21 protein-coding genes and 1 pseudogene are annotated in these 18,938 nt (G+C 44.6%); 2 read left to right on the top strand and 20 right to left on the bottom strand.

Going from position 1 to position 18,938, the window contains the following annotated elements; genetic code table 11:
* The 5 genes from ACH59B_RS06420 to ACH59B_RS06400 form a co-directional block, all read right to left on the bottom strand.
* Positions 1-1,365, bottom strand: a complete 1,365-nt coding sequence (locus ACH59B_RS06420) for an HlyD family secretion protein (RefSeq protein ID WP_019686543.1) — start codon at positions 1,363-1,365, stop codon at positions 1-3.
* Positions 1,366-1,389: 24 nt separating this feature from the next.
* Positions 1,390-1,974: a TetR/AcrR family transcriptional regulator gene (locus ACH59B_RS06415; RefSeq protein WP_016821184.1), complete on the bottom strand. Its 585-nt coding sequence runs from the start codon at positions 1,972-1,974 to the stop codon at positions 1,390-1,392.
* A 255-nt stretch (positions 1,975-2,229) separates the two neighbouring features.
* Positions 2,230-3,597, bottom strand: a complete 1,368-nt coding sequence (locus ACH59B_RS06410) for an ABC transporter substrate-binding protein (protein WP_404303510.1) — start codon at positions 3,595-3,597, stop codon at positions 2,230-2,232.
* A gap of 117 nt (positions 3,598-3,714) precedes the next feature.
* On the bottom strand, positions 3,715-4,536 hold the full coding sequence (locus ACH59B_RS06405) for a carbohydrate ABC transporter permease (RefSeq protein WP_016821186.1): 822 nt from the start codon (positions 4,534-4,536) through the stop codon (positions 3,715-3,717).
* Positions 4,533-5,498 carry a carbohydrate ABC transporter permease gene (locus ACH59B_RS06400; RefSeq protein ID WP_016821187.1) on the bottom strand — a complete coding sequence of 322 codons (966 nt, stop codon included), beginning with the start codon at positions 5,496-5,498 and terminating at the stop codon, positions 4,533-4,535. The genes ACH59B_RS06405 and ACH59B_RS06400 overlap by 4 nt, the downstream gene beginning before the upstream one ends.
* Positions 5,499-5,691: 193 nt before the next feature.
* Here ACH59B_RS06400 and ACH59B_RS06395 point away from each other — a divergent pair, with 193 nt between their 5' ends.
* The gene (locus ACH59B_RS06395) at positions 5,692-6,012 is read left to right on the top strand and encodes a hypothetical protein (protein ID WP_044785783.1); all 321 of its coding nucleotides are present in this window, start codon (positions 5,692-5,694) and stop codon (positions 6,010-6,012) included.
* Positions 6,013-6,129: 117 nt separating this feature from the next.
* Here the strand turns inward: ACH59B_RS06395 and ACH59B_RS06390 are convergent, their stop codons facing one another.
* On the bottom strand, positions 6,130-6,504 hold the full coding sequence (locus ACH59B_RS06390; RefSeq protein ID WP_277507376.1) for a hypothetical protein: 375 nt from the start codon (positions 6,502-6,504) through the stop codon (positions 6,130-6,132).
* A gap of 366 nt (positions 6,505-6,870) precedes the next feature.
* On the opposite strand from ACH59B_RS06390, the gene ACH59B_RS06385 reads away from it, so the two are divergent.
* Positions 6,871-7,659 (top strand): polysaccharide deacetylase family protein, encoded by a 789-nt coding sequence (locus ACH59B_RS06385; RefSeq protein ID WP_025364290.1) that lies wholly within the window; start codon positions 6,871-6,873, stop codon positions 7,657-7,659.
* A 201-nt stretch (positions 7,660-7,860) separates the two neighbouring features.
* On the opposite strand, the gene ACH59B_RS06380 is transcribed toward ACH59B_RS06385, so the two are convergent.
* From ACH59B_RS06380 to ACH59B_RS06315, 14 genes and pseudogenes are all read right to left on the bottom strand, one after another.
* Positions 7,861-9,186 carry a prolyl oligopeptidase family serine peptidase gene (locus tag ACH59B_RS06380; RefSeq protein ID WP_404303509.1) on the bottom strand — a complete coding sequence of 442 codons (1,326 nt, stop codon included), beginning with the start codon at positions 9,184-9,186 and terminating at the stop codon, positions 7,861-7,863.
* Between the two features lie 100 nt (positions 9,187-9,286).
* Complete coding sequence (locus ACH59B_RS06375) at positions 9,287-10,168, bottom strand: helix-turn-helix domain-containing protein (RefSeq protein ID WP_404303508.1); 882 nt, start codon at positions 10,166-10,168, stop codon at positions 9,287-9,289.
* A 268-nt stretch (positions 10,169-10,436) separates the two neighbouring features.
* A pseudogene (locus ACH59B_RS06370) lies at positions 10,437-10,511 on the bottom strand (phage terminase small subunit-related protein); the annotation flags it as partial.
* A 64-nt stretch (positions 10,512-10,575) separates the two neighbouring features.
* Entirely contained in the window at positions 10,576-11,199 is a 624-nt protein-coding gene (locus ACH59B_RS06365; RefSeq protein WP_025364287.1) for a LysE family translocator, read from the bottom strand.
* 107 nt (positions 11,200-11,306) lie between these two features.
* Positions 11,307-11,549, bottom strand: a complete 243-nt coding sequence (locus ACH59B_RS06360) for a phage terminase small subunit-related protein (RefSeq protein ID WP_225164857.1) — start codon at positions 11,547-11,549, stop codon at positions 11,307-11,309.
* A gap of 92 nt (positions 11,550-11,641) precedes the next feature.
* Positions 11,642-12,403, bottom strand: a complete 762-nt coding sequence (locus tag ACH59B_RS06355) for a collagen-like protein (protein WP_123796898.1) — start codon at positions 12,401-12,403, stop codon at positions 11,642-11,644.
* Between the two features lie 249 nt (positions 12,404-12,652).
* Positions 12,653-13,276 (bottom strand): LysE family translocator, encoded by a 624-nt coding sequence (locus ACH59B_RS06350; protein WP_123796897.1) that lies wholly within the window; start codon positions 13,274-13,276, stop codon positions 12,653-12,655.
* Between the two features lie 211 nt (positions 13,277-13,487).
* Positions 13,488-15,116 carry a chaperonin GroEL gene (groL, locus tag ACH59B_RS06345; protein ID WP_016821196.1) on the bottom strand — a complete coding sequence of 543 codons (1,629 nt, stop codon included), beginning with the start codon at positions 15,114-15,116 and terminating at the stop codon, positions 13,488-13,490.
* 73 nt (positions 15,117-15,189) lie between these two features.
* Entirely contained in the window at positions 15,190-15,471 is a 282-nt protein-coding gene (gene groES / locus ACH59B_RS06340; RefSeq protein ID WP_007429271.1) for a co-chaperone GroES, read from the bottom strand.
* A 288-nt stretch (positions 15,472-15,759) separates the two neighbouring features.
* Positions 15,760-16,527, bottom strand: a complete 768-nt coding sequence (gene tatC / locus ACH59B_RS06335) for a twin-arginine translocase subunit TatC (protein ID WP_016821197.1) — start codon at positions 16,525-16,527, stop codon at positions 15,760-15,762.
* A 112-nt stretch (positions 16,528-16,639) separates the two neighbouring features.
* Positions 16,640-16,888 (bottom strand): twin-arginine translocase TatA/TatE family subunit, encoded by a 249-nt coding sequence (locus tag ACH59B_RS06330; protein ID WP_016821198.1) that lies wholly within the window; start codon positions 16,886-16,888, stop codon positions 16,640-16,642.
* A gap of 102 nt (positions 16,889-16,990) precedes the next feature.
* Positions 16,991-17,473, bottom strand: a complete 483-nt coding sequence (locus tag ACH59B_RS06325) for a molybdenum cofactor biosynthesis protein B (protein WP_013369877.1) — start codon at positions 17,471-17,473, stop codon at positions 16,991-16,993.
* Positions 17,474-17,586: 113 nt separating this feature from the next.
* Positions 17,587-18,075, bottom strand: a complete 489-nt coding sequence (gene moaC, locus ACH59B_RS06320) for a cyclic pyranopterin monophosphate synthase MoaC (RefSeq protein WP_017426496.1) — start codon at positions 18,073-18,075, stop codon at positions 17,587-17,589.
* A gap of 38 nt (positions 18,076-18,113) precedes the next feature.
* On the bottom strand, positions 18,114-18,767 hold the full coding sequence (locus ACH59B_RS06315; RefSeq protein WP_045244065.1) for a 5-formyltetrahydrofolate cyclo-ligase: 654 nt from the start codon (positions 18,765-18,767) through the stop codon (positions 18,114-18,116).
* Between the last annotated feature and the right edge of the window lie 171 nt (positions 18,768-18,938).

Here is an 18,938-nt window from a genome sequence, read left to right as displayed (position 1 = left end):
TTACTGCGCCCCTTTGCCTGTAAACAGAACCGTGGAGCCTGTTGGAACGGAAGCCGCAAGATCCGGTAATGCTACCTTCACACCAAAGGAACGGACATCCTTATCACCTGAGCTTTGGCTCGGTTTTTGAATGGCAAAATCCGCAGCCGATTCTAACAGAATGACTTTGCCCTTCAGCTCCTTACCGCCTGACAGTAATTTAACTTGAACTGTATCCCCTGCTTGAAGACCGTTCAGAGACGTTTCTGGTACATAGAATTTAGCCCAACGCTGTGTGGATGTTTCAATAGTATAGACAGGAAATCCTGCGCTAGCCATCTCACCCAAGCTAAGCGACTTGGATTTTACGATCCCATCCTCAGGTGCACGCAGCGTAGTATAGCCCAAATAGGTCTGAGCCTCCTGAAGTGCAGCTTCCGCTTGGGCTACCTGTGCATTGGCACCTTCAACCGCAGATTGTGCCTGCTCTACCGTCGATTGCGCCGCCTTCACAGCGGATTGCGCTTGCTCTACCGAAGCCTGAGCAGCTTTGACATCTTCCTGTTGCACAGCCACTTTGCCCGCTCCTGCCTGTGCTTCCTTCACTGCAGCCAAGGCTTGACGGTATTGGGCTTCAGCCGCCGTAATTTCCTCCTTACGGCTTCCCTCCCGCGCCATATCCAATTTTTGCGACTCAGCATTATACTTGGCCACTGCCTGTTGATGTTCCAATGTCGCTTGATCCAGTGAGGCCTGAGTTGCTGCACCGGCTTCTTGAAGTTTTTTGGCACGCTCCAGATTTTTAACAGTCAGGTCCAGCGTTTCCTTCGCTACCTTCACAGATGCTTGCAATTGCTCAAGCTCCTGCGGTCTTGCCCCGCTCTTGAGGGCATCCAGTTTCGCTTTGGCGGCGTTCGCAGCCGCTTGGGCCTGTTCTATCTGGCTGGAGGAAGCCTCAGCAGTCACACTGACCGCTGTCGTACCTTGGCTCTTCTTAGCCTGAGCGGCGCTCACGGTAGCCTGTGCCTGGCCTACGCCTGCTTGAGCCTGCAATACGCTGGCTTTCGCTTTGGACACATTGCTCTTGGCTGCCAGCAAAGCAGCCTGTGCTTGCTTCACCTTATCTTCCAGCTCACGGCTTTCCAGATGGGCTATCACCTGCCCTTTTTTTACCTTGTCGCCCTCATTCACCAGCATCTGATCAATACGTCCCGCCATCTTAAAGCTGGCATTGAGCGTATCGGATTCTACATAAGCCGTAGGGATAGAAGAAGATTCATCTGCGGATAAGCTGCTGCTCCCTCGTGGGAAAGCAGTCAAAGCATAGATTCCTACAGCGATTAAAATAATAAGTACGATGTAAATCGCATATTTTTTGGCTTTCATGTTCTCATCACTCCACTTGTCTATTTAATGTTGCATCCCCAGCGCGTTACATACAAATACTTCGGTACTTTCACGAACTTCCTGCAGATTCATCGTTTCGCCCCATACCATCGACCGCATTGGAGTAAAAATGTAAATGCCGAATAAACAATTTGCAGTCGTTTTTGCATCCAGCTTACTCGAAATTTTTCCATAGAACTTGCCGGAATCAATCTCTGCCTCCATAAAATCAAAATAGTCTGCCAGCACCTGCCTAATATTAAAATGCTGTTCCTGCGAGACCCATCCCTTACTGACCAGTAGACGGCAAAAATCCGGCTCTCTCCCAATGAACTCAATATGTACTTGGATCAGCTTGCGAACCCTCACTTCTACCTGATCCATAGGAATTTGAGCCATCGCTTCATGGATATCCTGGACAAAACGTTCCATTCCCATCTTCAAAATGTAAATGTACAATTCTTGCTTGTTTTTAAAATTGTAGTACAGGGTTCCTTTGGCTATGCCACATACCTTGGCAATTTCCTCCATATTTGTATCATTAAATCCTCGTTCGGAAAAAGCCTTGAGTGCGCCGTTAAAAATAATTTCCTTCGTTTGCTGTTTCATGCTTCCTCCTTTTTTGAACTGACCGTCCAGTACAAAAATTATGTATTTATTATAAGCCCATTTTCAGTTATCCAGCAATAGGAAATGTGCAAAAATGACCATTTTAGACACTTCGTCTAAACGATTATTCTAAAATGAAAATGCAAAAACGGATCGAATAAGTGAGGGGGTCACTCATTCGATCCGTTATTTCATAAAATCGGCTAATAAGGGGGCACATCTACGGATTATCAGTCGATTTTAAGGGAGGGCCGATTATTTCTTCACCGTTTGATTGTATTGCGCAATTTTGCCTGTAATTTCTTGTGCAGCTTGATCCAGAGCCTGTTTTGGCTGTTGCTGGCCACTCAGAACAGCCTCAATCGCACCTTCAACAATCTGACGCGCTTCTGGGAATACACCCATTACTGCGCCTTGTGTAGCAGTGGATTGTGCCGATGCATGCAATTGGTCAACCGCTGTCTGGAATTGCGGATATTTTACCATATTATCTTTGAGTACCTTCTCGTCATAAGCTGCTTTCGTGATCGGGAAGTACCCGGTGTTCACACTCCATTGTGCCTGCACTGCTGGGGAAGCGACGAATTTAATGAACTCCCATGCCGCCTTTTGCTGGGCTTCAGGTTTGTTGTTCATGATGTATAAGCTCGCGCCGCCTACAACTACGCCGCCTTCTTTTGCTTCATTGGCTCTTGGCAGAAACCCTGTGCCTACTTCGAATTTATCGCCAACCTGCTCCACAATATTACGCAGCGAAGCGGTAGAATCCAGCGTCATCGCAATTTGTCCTGCGGAAAAGGCTTTCGCTGTATCGTCCGAGTTACGTCCCAAATTGGATACGACCTTTTCATCGATCATTTTCTTCCACCATGTCAGCGTTTTTACACCGGCATCCGAATTCAGCAACGATTCCGTAGCTGCTTGCTCACGTCCATTGCCATTATTCACATAGTCCGCGTTCTGATTGGCAAACAGTTGCTCCATAAACCAGCCGTAAATGGCAATGGATGCACCAGATTTACCATCCTTACTTAAGGCTTTGGCAGCTTTTTCGAATTCATCATACGTTTTCGGAGGATTAGCTGGGTCAAGTCCTGCGGCTTTGAAAGCATCCTTGTTGTAATACAAAATCGGGTTTGACGTATTGAACGGCATGGCGTTCAATTTGCCATCAATCGTGTAGTATCGTGTAATATTCGGTTCAAGCTGCGACAAATTGAACTTATCCGCATCAATAAACTGTTGTACAGACGTGATCATTTTGGAGTCGATCATGAATTTACTGCCGATTTCGTATACTTGAATGATGTCTGGTCCGCTATTAGAACCAAGCGACGCTTTCAGCTTGTTCAAGCTGTCATCATATTTACCTTGATATACTGGCTCTACCTGAATGTCCTTATGACTAGCGTTAAAGTCAGCAGCAATCTGCTTGATCGCTTTTTCACCGTTGCCGGACATTGAATGCCACCAAGTCAGCTTTACAGGTGAAGTTGCTGCTGCCCCTGTATCATTACCATTACTCGGCTTCTCCGCCGCTGTATTGTTGCTACAGCCTGCTGCAACCACCATAGCAGTCAGAATAAGCAGGGTCAAAGCACTTTTCAAACGAAAAAATCTCATAATCTCTCTTCTCTCCCTTTGATTAAATGATTCTTGAATGAAATGTTTGTACTCTTGTGTGTTAAAGCTTTGTATATAGGCTGCTTGCGCAGGTGTTGCTGTCTTTTGCTTCTATAATTAGCCTTTAAGCGCACCCGCTGCCATTCCACGCACCAGCTGTTTTAATCCAAAGATCAGCAGGAGCAGAGACGGTAAAATGACAAGTGCCGTACCCGCAAACACCAGATTCCATGAAGTCGATTCCTGAAACTCCAACATAGATATGCCGATCTGTACGGTACGCATATTCTCGCTATTTGTGACCAGTAAAGGCCAGAGATATGAATTGTACATGTTCAGGAACGAATACACAGCCAGTGTTCCGAGCGCAGGGCGCGATAACGGAAGCACATGAAACAGGAAATATCGGATATGTCCGCACCCATCCATACGAGCAGCCTCGAACAGTTCCTTGGGAAGCTGGAGAAAAAATTGTCTTAACAGGAACGTTCCGAACGCCGTCGCCAGAAATGGAACCGTCAACCCTTGATATGTATCAAGCCAGTTCCAGCTTCGTACCGTCAGATAGTTGGGAATAATAGTAACTTCCCAAGGGATCATCATCGTCGCGACAAACATGCTAAAAATGAAGTTTTTTCCCTTGAATTCCATTTTGGCAAAGGCATAGGCCGCCAAGCTGGCTGTAATCAGTTGTCCGATCATTGTCAGACCCGAAATGAGAAAGGTGTTGCCGATAAAGGCTGCAATCGGAACGATTTCAAACACTTCAGAAAAATTGGCCATATGAAAGGAATGCGGGAAAAAGCTTGGTGGGTAAGCGCTCGCTTCCTCCGGTGACATGACCGCCATAAAAAATGTATAAATAACTGGGTACAAAATCAGAGCGGCTGCAATCGTAAGCAGCACATACAATAATGTTGAATTCAGGTGTTGTTTCATTGGTAATGCACCTTTCTTTCCACCCACTTAAACTGAATCATCGTAAGCAGCAAAATGACAGCAAACAAGACAATGGCCTGCGCACTCCCTGTTCCGAACCGGAAATTAACGAAAGCTTCCTGATAAATGGAATATACAAATACATTCGTACTGTTCACCGGACCACCTTTGGTCAAGATATTAATTTGAGCGAAAGACTGGAAGGCACCAATGATGGAAACTACGGTCACAAAAAAGATCGTCGGTGATAGCAGCGGCATAGAGATACGCCAGAACGTGACCAACGGTCCGGCTCCGTCCATTTTGGCACTTTCGTACATGTCATCTGGAATCCCTTGAAGTCCGCTTGATAAGATAATGTAATTGAAGCCAAGATTCATCCAGATGGTCATTATGGCTACGGAGAACAACGCCCAATCTGGGCTGGTCAACCATGGAACTGGATTGATATGTAATAGGGAAAGCACATAGTTGAACATCCCCAGTGTAGGATGGAAAAGGAATTTCCAAATGACCGCAGATGAACCCACCGATAACACCATCGGTAGCGAGAAGGCAAACTGGAAGATACGCATTCCACGTAATTTACTGTGTGTAAGGGCAGCGAGTACCAGCGCCAGTAAAATACCCACAGGTACCGTCAATAGTGCAAAAAGCAGCGTGACCTTAATCCCCTGTAGAAACTGACCTGAGCTGAACAGCATAGCAAAGTTATCTAACCCCACATAATCTGCAACGTTTCCTGCGGGATCTGTAGAATGCAAGCTGAGATAAACGGACTTTATCATCGGATAAAACATAAATACAGCAAACAAAATAAGCGATGGAGCCAAAAAGGTATACGCCAGCGCGTTTTCGCGCAGTCTTTGAATTTTTAGCGAACCCGTGCGTATGCGAGCTTTAGACGATGTCCGTTGCTGGCTCCTCGTCCCCAGTCCCAAAGATTTGTTAAGTTCACCCAAAACGGAACGCCCCTTTCTTTTCAAACCAACCTCAGTAAGTGTATCGTTTTGATGTAAAGGGAACATCAAGTGAACTGGAGTAAAATGTTAATGTTTTGACTCTTTGTAAAACCTGTCTTACTTGGGTATTTGCACAAGGGCACAGGCTCCTGCATACGATATATCATTATATGAGTATGGAGGTCAGAGGCGAATGTCGTACAACACCGTCAGTCCGCAAACCTTATATCAAGCTAGACCGGAATTCCAACAAGAACTCAAAAAAGTCCACGATCATTTGCATTATCAATTGAGTCCCTACATGAACCACACGGTTAGGGTACAAACGATGGATCATCAGGTATATGAAGGAACGATTGCGCATATGGATGCGGATCATTTGTATTTGAGAGTGCCTCAGCAGTATCACTCATCCTCCTTAGGAGCCCCGATCCCTGATCGTTCCTATGCCTACAACAATGTCATTCTGCCGCTGGTGCTATTTAATTTGTTGGTTATAGTCCTGTTGAGCTAGCGCTCGATCCATGCAATCTGTCTAACTAAAAGACAAAAAAACCTCCAAATCCGTAAGGAGCCTACCCTTGGCACATTACGAAGTTGGAGGTTTTATTTATTTGTGTTTTTATAATCATTAGTTCTCACAGGAGATGCCTGCTTCCTGCTCTAGTACAGCTATAAAACGCTCTATACGTTCTTCATTCGGCAGGTGGCAGAACACCTCATTTACCCCCTGATTGATCAGCAGGATGCTCCCCTTAGTATCCGACAATTCCTTTTCCAGCTTAGCCAGCGAAATATGGTGATAATTAATGAATTTGATCCAAGGAATACCCATAGTGCAGGAATAAAAGATGATTCGTTGGGACGTTACTGCCAGCATTCCACAAAGCGGTATCTTCTCGGAGCTTTGCTGCAAATCATACATACACCTAATAAAGGATCGGATGTGTTCGCCGGCTTCTAACGTCAGATTAATGGCTCGTAGCTCTTTTTCATCTGTTTTCATCCCGTCTCATCTCCTGTTCGAAGTTCAGGAACGAGTCGCAGCTCCATGACCTCAAATCAGCTTTTGCGGCTTGCCCCGTCGACCTCTTCCATTTTTCGTCAGAATAAGAACTGGACAATGACTGATCTCCACTGCACATTAAAACCAAGGATGGATATGTACAACTTAACATGGGCACAGGATGTTATCAACAAGCAAGCGAGCACTGTTATTGAGCAAAAATCAGCAATCTGTACCTTATACACTAGATAGTATTTTGGTGATTTATTTAGGTGATTGGTAATGTGAATTTCAGAAATGAGGAATGGTATACGCTTCTTCTTGGCAAGCTAATGTGAGAATACGTCAGAACGGAGAAGAAGCCTGATGAAATATAACCGTTTGCTATGCGCTGGAATCGCTGTTTCTTTGCTGAGTATTAGTCCTTGTCCCATTCCATATACGAATGCACAAGACACATCATACGCCTCTCCCGCTCCTACAAAGGGAAGAGCCTATTACGAAGAACGGGGCGACATTGTATGGGAAGTTCCTACCCATCGTAAGCTTATCGCTCTCACATTCGATGATGGACCGGACGAAAGCAATACTCCTGCCATTCTTGATTTACTTCAGAAATATGATGCGAAAGCGACCTTTTTTGTCGTCGGCAGCCGCGTAGAAAAGCTGCCACACCTTGTAAAACGGGAACGAGAGGAAGGACATGAAGTTGGCAACCATACCTTCCTTCATTCATCCTTTCAATATATTTCCCGCAATAAAGCTCTGTCCGAATTGAATCAAGGTCAGGCCAGTATCGTTCAGGCAACTGGAGCAGGGACCCATCTATTTAGACCACCAGGCGGCTCCTATAACGATACACTGGTCAAGCTATCCAAAGAGAAGGGACTGAAAATTATTTTATGGTCCTGGCATCAGGACACCCTAGATTGGCGAAAGCCCGGTGTACACCGTATCGCTGATAAGGTGCTTCGCAATGCCCGTAACGGCGATATTGTCCTCATGCACGATTATGTACATCAAAGCACACAAACCGTTGAAGCTTTGAAGATTATTCTCCCTGAGCTCAAGAAAAGAGGTTATTCCTTCGTCACTGTATCTGAATTACTCTCTAATCGAGAAAAGCCGGATGGGCTGATTGAGGTAAATAAGTGAAAGAGCAAAATAACATGAACTAAACACAAATATTTCAAGAAGAATTAAAGTGGGCTCGCCGTTGACTATGCAAAAAATATGCAGGATCGACATGGGAATTAGATAATACAAGAGACCTCTCACAAGTTTATTTAACTCGTGAGAGGAGAAATCGCAACCTCAATAGTGAGTACCGCATCTTATTTTACATAGCTATACTTCTCAGTCCAATGTTTTGGAGGCCAGCCATTGCATCATCGTTGTTTTCTTTCCGTTAATCAGCTTTGATACTTCATTGTTATATACGTAAATCCAGGACCAGTGGCCATTATATTCATACGGTGTTTTGTCGCTCTTCTTGTACAAACCAGAAGTATCCACTACATTATCAAACAACGACATATGGACATCCTTTGCTCCCGCATTCACCAAACGGTTATAGGTCGGAATCACGTAATCGTTGGGTGGAACTACGGTGTCGGTTTTGGCGGCGACAAACCAGATCGGCAGGTCCTTCATGTCATTAATTTGTTCATCGGTGATAAGGCTATCCTTCAAGGCTTCACACGCCACCACAGCTGCTGCAAAATAGTCTTTATAATCACGGATCAGCAGCATAGTCATGTATCCGCCGTTGGAGTCTCCGCCAATGTAGATTCGATCTGTATCAATGTCTTTGTTTTGGGCCACGTATTCCTTAATTAAGGACATCAATGCTTGCTCGTACTTCGAGGTTCCGTCTCCAAAGCCTGTAAAACCATCCATCCAGTAGGTTGGGGTCTGAGGTGCCAGCACATAAGCCCCGCCAAAATAAGATTGAATATCCTTAGAAGCAAAATTCGCTGTCTTATTTCCCGAAATTGGAATCGTCGGATCTGTACCTCCCTCTCCCATACCATGCAGCCAGATCACCAAAGGGTTCTTCACTTTGTCTTTTGCTGGTACGTAGTTCGCGTAAGTTAAAGTAACCCCATCAAATGTAGCTTTGCCAGTTGTAAACTGATCAACAAGCTTCCGGATTTCACCTGAGGAAGTATCAATCTTCAATCCGGAAATTGTTCCTGATTGGGTTTTAATAGCCTTTTGCTGCGTGATCGTATATTTGTTATCATTCCATCCGTTAAACCCGGAACCTGCATCATAATGAATAGCGGAACCCAATGTTAAGGACGGACCGATTTCCATTTCCAGCACAACGTAGCTTCCGGTTTTCTTTACAGGGTTGCCGCTTTTGTCCGATACATAGGCCTTGGTGACCTTCCTGTTACCTTTTTCAATAAAGGAATTTACCAACCTATTGTCGCTTCTTTCCACATGTACCTTAAATGTATCGTTTGTTATCGCATCTTTGGGTACCGGCTTACCCAGGTTAACAATGATCTTCGTAATGGCTGCTCCCCAATCCTTCACCTCCGCAACCGTCCGGTATGAGGTGGGCTGTATCTTGGCATCCTTGGCCCATGCACCGGAACTGAAAGCAAAGGTCGTACTGACAGCTAAAGTGAATAACATAGATGTTTTAGCAACCTTTTTAAACTGTTTAAACATGATGTCTTACCTCCTAGATCCATTAACAAAACGCTTACATTATTAATTTTAACGATTTTTTTATTTGCATCCTGCCTTTTATTAGCCTAATTCAGGTCAATTACTGACTCCTTGCTTCAGAAAGCCTCTTGTGCTTTTTACGATATTGATGAGGCGTCACGTGATAAACCTTTTTAAATACCCTGGCAAAAGACTTCTCGTTCGGAAATCCGTGTTCCAGCGCAATTTGTATAATAGAATGATCTGTACTCATAAGAACACGGAAAGATTTCTCCAGACGGATGGCGTTGATATATTGAAAGAGCGTCAACCCTACATGCTTTACAAAAAAACGGGACAAATATTCGGGAGACAATCCAAAAACCTGAGCGATGGAATCCAGGGATAGGCTCTGATCGTAATTTTCTTTGATATAATCAGTTATCAATGTCAGCCGCTCCAAATATTTATTTGTGCTAAAGCCAGGGAGCGATTCGTCGTCAATTTTAAAATGCATTAATAAAAGGTACACCAATCTATAAGATAGGGACGTTAAGTGAATATGTACTAAAGGGTCATTGTGCTGGTTGAGGTAAGCCACAAATAATGTGTTTAACAGATCACGCAGCTCTTCAAAATGCTGTAATCTCTGCTCGTTGGTTTCGAAAATGGATATACAATCAAATAAAATGGGATTACTATCCTTTATATTTTCTCGAATAAATCCTGAAGGAATCAGAACGGTTATAGCCTGTCTACCTTGGCCCTTAGCCACAGAAAAGGAATGAATAGCATTCGAATTAATGAGCACAATATCTCCTTCTCTGGAGCTATAATTCATGCCATCTATATAGATATTGTCGATTTTTCCTGAGAGTACATAGGATATTTCGATGCTGTCGTGCCAATGCCTAGGTATGTATGCTGGTTCATTGGAGGAATGAGCTATAATTTTTAATGGAAAATGATTGTCTGCCTGAACTAGCTCATATTTGTATTCCAAGTTTGTCGCTCCTCTCAGATGTGAACATCATAATAGAAGAAACGGCTTCGACAGGTTGTCTAAACCGCCATATTTAACCTTCCTGTCTCTATAAACAAAAAAACCTAAGATAACAAAATACATAAGATCCTTGGATCTTAGCATTTGGTTCCTTAGGTTTTGCCTGCGTAACAGTAACAATCCCAGTGCTATTCATTTTCAATTAACTAAGCTAAGTATATAGAGGGTTGAAATTTATGTCAACGCTTTCACTTAAGGCGTTTAACCCTCAACTAGCGGCGATGTCCTTTAGCTTCATATGCCCGTAGCTCTCCAGCCACATCTGTTTTGCCTTATGCCGCTCGGTATCTCTTTCTGGTCGTCTCCCCTAACAAAAAAGAACGAGCTTCCATAGCCCGTTCCTTTATTTATGATCCTGTTTTTTGAACTTTGAAGATCATATTTAAACCAAAACCAATCAGCACGAGTCCCGTGACCTTATCGATCATATTTTGAACTTTGGGTGACATTAACCATCTTCTTATGTAACTTAACAATAATACGATTGTAGTAAACCATATAATCGAAAGTAGAGCATAAAGAGAGCCCATCAGTAAAAACTGCAAACTGGGATTATAGCCTGGTAGAACAAATTGCGGTAAGAACGTGAGAAAAAAAATAGCAACCTTCGGATTGAGTGCATTGGAAACCAATCCTTGGGTAAACGCTGATTTTCTAGAATTCTCTTGCTTCTCTTGAACCAAGTTACTCTTTCCTTTTTTTATAAAGGAAGACAGTCCCATATATATCAAGTAAACTGCCCCTGCATATTTGACTACCTCAAATGCTACAGCCGACTTCATTAATATGAAAGAAAGCCCCAATGCGGCTGCCAATGTATGAACGAGAGCTCCGCTAGTTAAACCTAGTGCAATTTTGAAACCATCTTTCTTGCCATCAGTGAGAGTTCTTTTCGTTATTAATGCAAAATCAATCCCTGGTGACATGACAATAAAGATGAGCAGTATCGTAAATGCCAATATATCATTCATAATGTGCCTCCAGATGAAATTTTAGATACACAATACTAACGCGTTATCAGCTATATTTCAATACCTAACATTCATCCTTTTGAAGCTAATGCGCCACTCGTACGATTTTAAGAATCTTCTGAAAATAAGACTTTTTTGTAAATAATGTTTTTTTGTAAATAATGTTTTTTTAAAAACAGAAAATAATCAAAGTATCCTACCAGCGGTTCATAGACTTCCCTTTGCGAACCAGACTTTTCAGGAACAGAAAGAGCAGCGGCGATGTCCTTAAGTCGCATCGCCCCGCTGCTCTCCAACCACATCTGTCTGGCTTTGTCCCGTTCAGGGATTCTCTCTCTAGGCATTTCCATATCTCAGGTCTCTGAATAATTAGACAAACTGACCGGATAAAAGACATAAACCTTAAACCTTTTACTGAATAAGCTACTACTAAGCAACAATATTAAGGCGTCAACTTTAATATTGTCATAGTTGTATTAATATTATTGTGCAACTGAGCAGGAGTTGCATTGGCATTTACCAGTTGTATTGTAGTTGGAACTGTTGTAACGGTTATAATAACTTCAGCTGCGGTAGGTCCCCCACCATTGCCTGAAAAAGGTAAGGGTGTTATAGGAGTTCCGTTAACAGTGAGATTGAAGTCCGCATCACCTTGGTTGTGGATAGAAAATGAGATGAAGTAGCTCCCCGTCTCGTTAATCGTTATCGTTGGAGATGGAGGAGTAAAAGTAAATGCACCACCAACATTCGCTAAAACCCCAGTAAAGGTAATGGGTGAGTTACCCGGAACTGTGTCAGTCCCCGTACCAGGATCTGCTCTGAAAACACTTAAGAAGTCTGATATCCCGACGCCTGCAGGCCCTGCTGGCCCCGTTGCTCCTGCTGGTCCTGCTGGCCCTATTGCTCCTGCCGGTCCTGCTGGTCCTACTGCTCCTGCCGGTCCCGTTGCTCCTACTGGCCCTGCAGGGCCAGGAATTCCTTGGAAACCTTGTAGCCCTTGCTGACCTTGAGCACCTGGAACTCCCTGTGGACCTGGCAGTCCCTGGGGTCCCTGCGGTCCTTGAGATCCTTGAGGTCCTTGAGGTCCTTGAGGCCCTTGAATTCCTTTAACAATGACCTTCGGCAAAACTTTGAATTTTTTAACTGAACATCTTCTAAATTTTCTACGATGCATTTTCTTTTGCCAACAATAATGTCTAAACATAATTAATGGTCACCTCCAAAGTCTAGTCAAATTAGCTTATTGTGCAATTAACCAAAAAGATTGGGCTGTTGACTTCATCTAGGAAAAGATAGGCATAGGCCTGTCCGTATGCTCCAACTCGTTGGTCATGATCTTAAACCTCTGTGACCGCCCACCTGTTCTCGGCGTGTGTTGTATGCTTTTCCAACAAAAAAAGGACTAGCTCAACAGCTAGTCCTTAATGGTTAGTTTAAAAAGTGCTACCTTCTATTATTTTTGGGTAAATGCGATTTTTAAGCCGATGAGTGTAAATAACGAGCCTTGAATATAATTGATTTTTTTAGAAAAGGATGGATTTCTCCGTAGAAAGGAGCCTACTTTTCCAGCAAAAATACTTATCAAAATAAAAAGCACTAAAGTTTGTATTAAAAATACCACTCCAAGAACTAGCATTTGAATAGAAACATTACCGCTTTCCTGGTTTACGAACTGAGGAAGAAAAGCCAAGAAAAAGAGTGATATCTTTGGATTCAACACATTCATGATGACACCTTTTTTATACAATGATTTGTAATTCAAGATATCACCACTCTTGAGTTCAAAACTCATATCTTTTGCTCTAAATGACTTATACGCCAAAAATAATAGATAAGCTGCTCCAGCGTATTTGATTACTGCAAATGCCAAGGAAGATTGATAAATTATTGCCGCGAGGCCGAAGGTTGCTGCGAAAATATGAACCAACAATCCCGTGCAAAGGCCTAAAGTAGTAAATATCCCTGCATTCCTACCTTTTGCTATGCTCTGTGTCAGAGTGAACACGTTGTCGGGACCCGGCATAATGGTGAGAACAATTGCTGCTCCCAGAAAAGCTAATATAGTTTGAAGCTCCACACAACTTCCCCCTTTGGATAATTTGCATATATACTACACCACAATATGTATAGAAGCTATTAGAGCAAATGATTGAATGTAATGTAAACTGCTGAATTACATAAACTCTGCTGTAAGCTACATGAGCACTCATGGTGTAGCAATGGTATAGAAAAGGGCTCCCTCTCGGGAGCCCTTTAAATAGCGGGATTACAGGGTTTTGAGGCCCTTATTACATCATGCCGCCCATTCCGCCCATGCCGCCCATGTCAGGCATTGCAGCCTTTTCTGGTTCTGGCTTGTCAGCGATCACTGCTTCAGTAGTCAGGAACATAGCCGCTACGGAAGCAGCGTTTTGCAATGCATAACGAGTTACTTTCGCAGGGTCAACGATACCTGCGTCAATCATGTTTACCCACTCGCCAGTAGCTGCGTTGAAACCAACGCCTACTTCTTCGCGTTTCAGACGCTCAACGATAACAGAGCCTTCTTCGCCTGCATTAGCAGCAATTGTACGGATTGGAGCTTCCAGAGCGCGCAACACGATGTTGACGCCTGTTTGCTCGTCGCCTTGCAGCTCAACAGCAGCAACTGCATTGTATACGTTCAGGAGCGCTACACCACCACCGGATACGATACCTTCTTCAACCGCAGCACGGGTTGCGTTCAGAGCATCTTCGATGCGCAGTTTGCGTTCTTTCAATTCTGTTTCAGTAGCCGCACCGACTTTGATTACTGCTACGCCGCCGGACAATTTAGCCAGACGCTCTTGCAGTTTCTCTTTGTCGAACTCGGAAGTAGTTTCTTCCAATTGCGTACGGATTTGGCTAACACGAGCGTCGATGTCGGCTTTGTTTCCAGCACCGTCAACCACAATCGTGTTTTCCTTTGTAATACGCACTTGACGTGCTGTACCCAATTGGTCCACAGAAGCTGTTTTCAGGTCCAGACCGAGTTCTTCTGTGATTACTTGGCCGCCTGTCAGGGCAGCGATATCTTGCAGCATTGCTTTACGACGGTCGCCAAAGCCAGGAGCTTTAACAGCTACAGCATTGAATGTACCACGCAGCTTGTTGACAACCAGCATAGCCAGCGCTTCGCCTTCGATGTCTTCAGCGATCAGAACGAGTGGCTTGCCTTGTTGTACGATTTTTTCAAGCAATGGCAGGATTTCTTGTGTGTTTGTGATTTTCTTGTCAGTAATCAAGATATATGGATTGTCCAGTACAGCTTCCATTTTGTCCGTATCTGTAATCATGTACGGAGAAATGTAGCCACGGTCAAACTGCATACCTTCAACTACTTCCAGTTCTGTTGCAAAACCGCGGGATTCTTCAACAGTGATGACACCGTCTTTGCCCACTTTTTCCATAGCTTCAGCGATCAGTTCGCCTACTTCATCATCAGCAGCGGAAATACCAGCTACTTGAGCAATGGATTGTTTGCTTTCGATTGGTTTGGAGATAGCTTGCAGTTCAGCAACTGCTGCTTTAACCGCTTTGTCGATCCCTTTACGGATACCGATTGGGCTTGCGCCAGCAGTTACGTTTTTCAAACCTTCAGTGATGAGGGCTTGAGCCAAAACAGTAGCCGTAGTCGTACCGTCACCAGCTACATCGTTTGTTTTGGTTGCTACTTCTTTAACCAGTTGAGCGCCCATGTTTTCGAACGCGTCTTCCAGCTCGATTTCTTTTGCAATCGTTACACCGTCATTAGTGATGAGCGGGCTACCGAATTTTTTCTCCAGTACAACGTTACGGCCTTTCGGTCCGAGTGTTACTTTAACAGCGTTAGCCAATGCATCTACCCCGCGCAGCATGGAGCGACGAGCGTCTTCACTGAATTTAATGTCTTTAGCCATTTGTGATAAACCTCCCTATGGATTATGAATGATTTGTTTCAATTCCTATATTTAGGTCTTGTCCGGGTCCCGGTTAACCGATGATCGCGTGAATATCGCTTTCTTTCATAATCAAATATTCTTTACCTTCATATTTGATTTCCGTTCCAGCGTATTTGGAGAAAATGACACGGTCGCCTTCTTTTACTTCCAGAGGAATACGGGCACCGTCTTTCAATGCGCCTGCGCCAACCGCGATAATTTTGCCTTCTTGCGGCTTTTCCTTGGCAGAGTCAGGAAGTACGATTCCGAAGGAAGTCGTTGTTTCTTGCTCAATTGCTTCCACCAATACGCGTTCACCCAAAGGTTTGATCATGAAAAATAGCCTCCTTATTAAGTGTTTATCCTGTAATTTGGTTGTTATGTTGTATGTATTAGCACTCAACAGTCGTCAGTGCTAACAACCAACTTTATGATACTCAACTTGAGATTGAATTTCAAGTCCCTAATGTATTTTTTATGGGAATTTTTATGGGCAGCCATTCACGATTATATCCACCTATCCTAAAAATAACCGTTAACTCAAGGCTAATGGTTATTTTTAAGACAGCTATGTTGATCAATTTTAGAGAAATTAGTTATTGAGCCGTTCAGGCCCTGCTTATTATTCCGCAGCTACACGCAATTGGGCCTCCCGTTCCTCCTGTGCACGCAGTTGCTTGCGGTACACGACTGATGACAAGTATACACTCGCTTCATACAGCACCAGCAACGGAATCGCCACCAAAAAATCGGATATAAAATCCGGCGGAGTGATAACAACAGCGACAAAAACAAGCAGGAAATAAGAAATCTTCCGCCATTTGCGAAGCCTCATCGGGGTTAATACACGAATCCCTGTCAGAAACATGATCAGCAGGGGGAGTTCAAACAGCAACGCTACAGGCAACACAATATTAAACATAAAGGTGAAATATTGCGCAATACCGTACGTTTCCTGCAATCCCATACTTTTGGTGACGGACGATGTAAACTGAATCGCCATCGGGAAAATAATGAAATAAGCAAAAGCTGCGCCAATAATGAACAAAAGCAGCACATAAGGCACATATCGCAAGGTTGCACTCCGTTCTTGCGGCCTTAATCCCGGGCTGACAAACTTCCACAATTGGTAGCATGCAAATGGTAACGCCACTGCAATCCCAATGATCATGGCGATCTTCATGTAGATACCGATTCCGTCCCAAAAGGAAAATGCATTTAACTGAAAAGCTTGCGCCGAACCGGAGCGAATAAGCCAGTTATAGACAGAACCCGCCGCGAACAATCCACCAACCAGCGCCAATACAAATACAATCAGCACATAAATTATTCGTCGACGAAGCTCACCCAGATGTTCCATTAGCGGCATTTCATGCTCTGATGGGGTCAAGCCTATTCCTCCTTTCTGAACGGAACGCAGCAGCGCCTCCTAAAAAATAAAGCCCTTCACTGAAGAAGAGGCTCATGTTTGTTATACAAGCAGCAAAAATGAATAACTAAATCTATGACAAGCGTTTATCCTCAGGCTGAGGTTGAACTTCTGACGTCGTCTGTGATGCTTGGACCACACTATCTTTGCTTTCTTTACGCCCAGTCCGTTCATCTTCAGATAAAATATCGCGTGCCCCGTTTTTAAATTCACGGAATGTACGCCCTACAGCTCGGCCCAGCTCAGGCAGCTTGTTCGGACCAAATAGCAGTAGCGCCAGAATAATTAACAAAATATAACCCGGTGCTCCAATATTGGGCATGTGTAGTAATCCTCCTTATGTTGACGGACAAAATGAGAACCTCTGTCCATATACGGCCATATAAATTCTTACAGGTATCATACCACACACACGGGCTGCCTTCTACCGGAACTGACCTGTCACCATGAGCAGCGCTTCCGGGAGCTGATCCATAATTGCTGCCAAGTTTTCATGCACGCCTTTGGGCGTTCCTGGCAAATTAACAATCAATGTACGTCCGCGTATCCCCACGATTCCACGAAAAAGCATGGCCGCCGGATTTTTCTGCATCACGATCATTCTCATGGCTTCCGCCATACCTGGCACTTCCCGCTCCACGACCCGTCTGGTCGCCTCAGGTGTCACATCACGGATCGCCAGTTCGGTTCCGCCCGTAGTTAGCACCAAGTCTGCATGAAAATAATCGGTCATTTCGATTAAAGCCGCAATAATCTCATCCGGTTCATCGGGAACGATCCGGTATTCCACAATCTCTCCGCCCAGTTCTTCTTCGACGAGTTCCCGGATGACCTGTGCGCTTGTATCCTCACGCTCTCCCCTTGCCCCTTTATCACTGGCTGTTAGGATCGCCGTTTTCCACACCATAAGATCACCCTTCTCCTATCATGAAAGAATACTTTCTCTTCTGAAAATCAGAAACAGCCACGCTGCATCCTCCATCACATCACAGTACCCTCTCGGCGACAATGTTGTCTATGTCAAGGTTTCCGGTGGTCCTCCCTTTGAAAATCCCCATGCTTGCCACCCGTTTTGGATTGCAGCATGGTAGGGCCGATGATCATATCTTTTTGCAGCGCCTTGCACATATCATACACGGTTAATGCTGCGGCTGAAGCCGCTGTCAAAGCTTCCATTTCTACACCCGTCTTACCCTCGGTCTTCACTTCAACTTCAATATGAAGCACATCATGTCCATTATCGGAAAAAGTAATGTTCACGCCTGTCAGAGCCAGCGGATGACACATCGGTATCCAGTCTGACGTTTTTTTCGCGCCTTGAATCCCCGCGACCTGGGCCACAGCAAGAACATCACCCTTGCCGATTCTGCCTTCTTTCACAGCCGTCAATGTAGCCGGGTTCATCGTAATCTGAGTCACGGCGACTGCTGTACGAACCGTAGACGTTTTGCCCGAAATATCTACCATACGAGCTCGTCCCTGTTCGTTAAAATGAGTAAAGGAATCCACGACTCCCTCACAGCTCCTTTCACATACCCAACTTTACTTCATTCATCATTTGTCGATTTTGCATGGTTACAATCTAAACGTCCTTCAGATGTAAACAGCACGTCCACTCGCAAATCTCCTGGCTCCATGGGTACTTGTGCCAACAATTGTCCCGGCAGCAGCAGCGAGACATAAAGCGGACCTACAGAGCCGTTATTACGCTTCTCTGCCTCTACCTGTGCGGTAAAGCGATCATAGTAGCCTCCGCCATAGCCGATTCTGCCTCCACGACGATCAAAGGCCAAGCCGGGCACAACAACCCAGTCGATTCCCGTCCACATTTCAGGCAACCATTCCTTGCATGTCAATGCAGGCTCAGGGATGTTCCATACGCCGGGCACCATATTTTCATACTGATCCATCTCCCTCAGCTCCATGGTTCGGGTTACCGAATCCACTCTCGGGGCCAAGACACGATCTCCCTGTGACCAGCAATGCTCAATGAGGGGAGTCGTAGAAATCTCGCTGCCAAAAGAGAGATAACTAAATAATGTTAGCTTATCCCCGTTTCTGTCTATTCTAAGCTGCTCCCATGCCTCGATTGCATGCCGACAGGCCACAGCCGATGCCTTCTGCCTTGTCAGCGGGTCCATGGAGTCACGCGCTTCCCGTTGCTGTACACGCAGCGCGTTCTTCACATTACAGACATCCACACATACGCCCTCCCGCACAATCGTCGATAATCATCAAAACGTTGCAATTGTCCCATTTGTCAGTAAGTGCTGTACGTTGCAAGTTTTTTTCATTCTTTTTCACTTCTCGTTTAAGTTTATCATTGTTTATACAAATTGACTATACGAGGCTCAAGGGTTTAGGGGGTGAAA

It is taken from the genome of Paenibacillus sp. DP01 (genome assembly GCF_044784315.1).
GTDB lineage: Bacteria > Bacillota > Bacilli > Paenibacillales > Paenibacillaceae > Paenibacillus > Paenibacillus polymyxa.
This window is presented reverse-complemented; position numbering and strand designations above follow the sequence as displayed.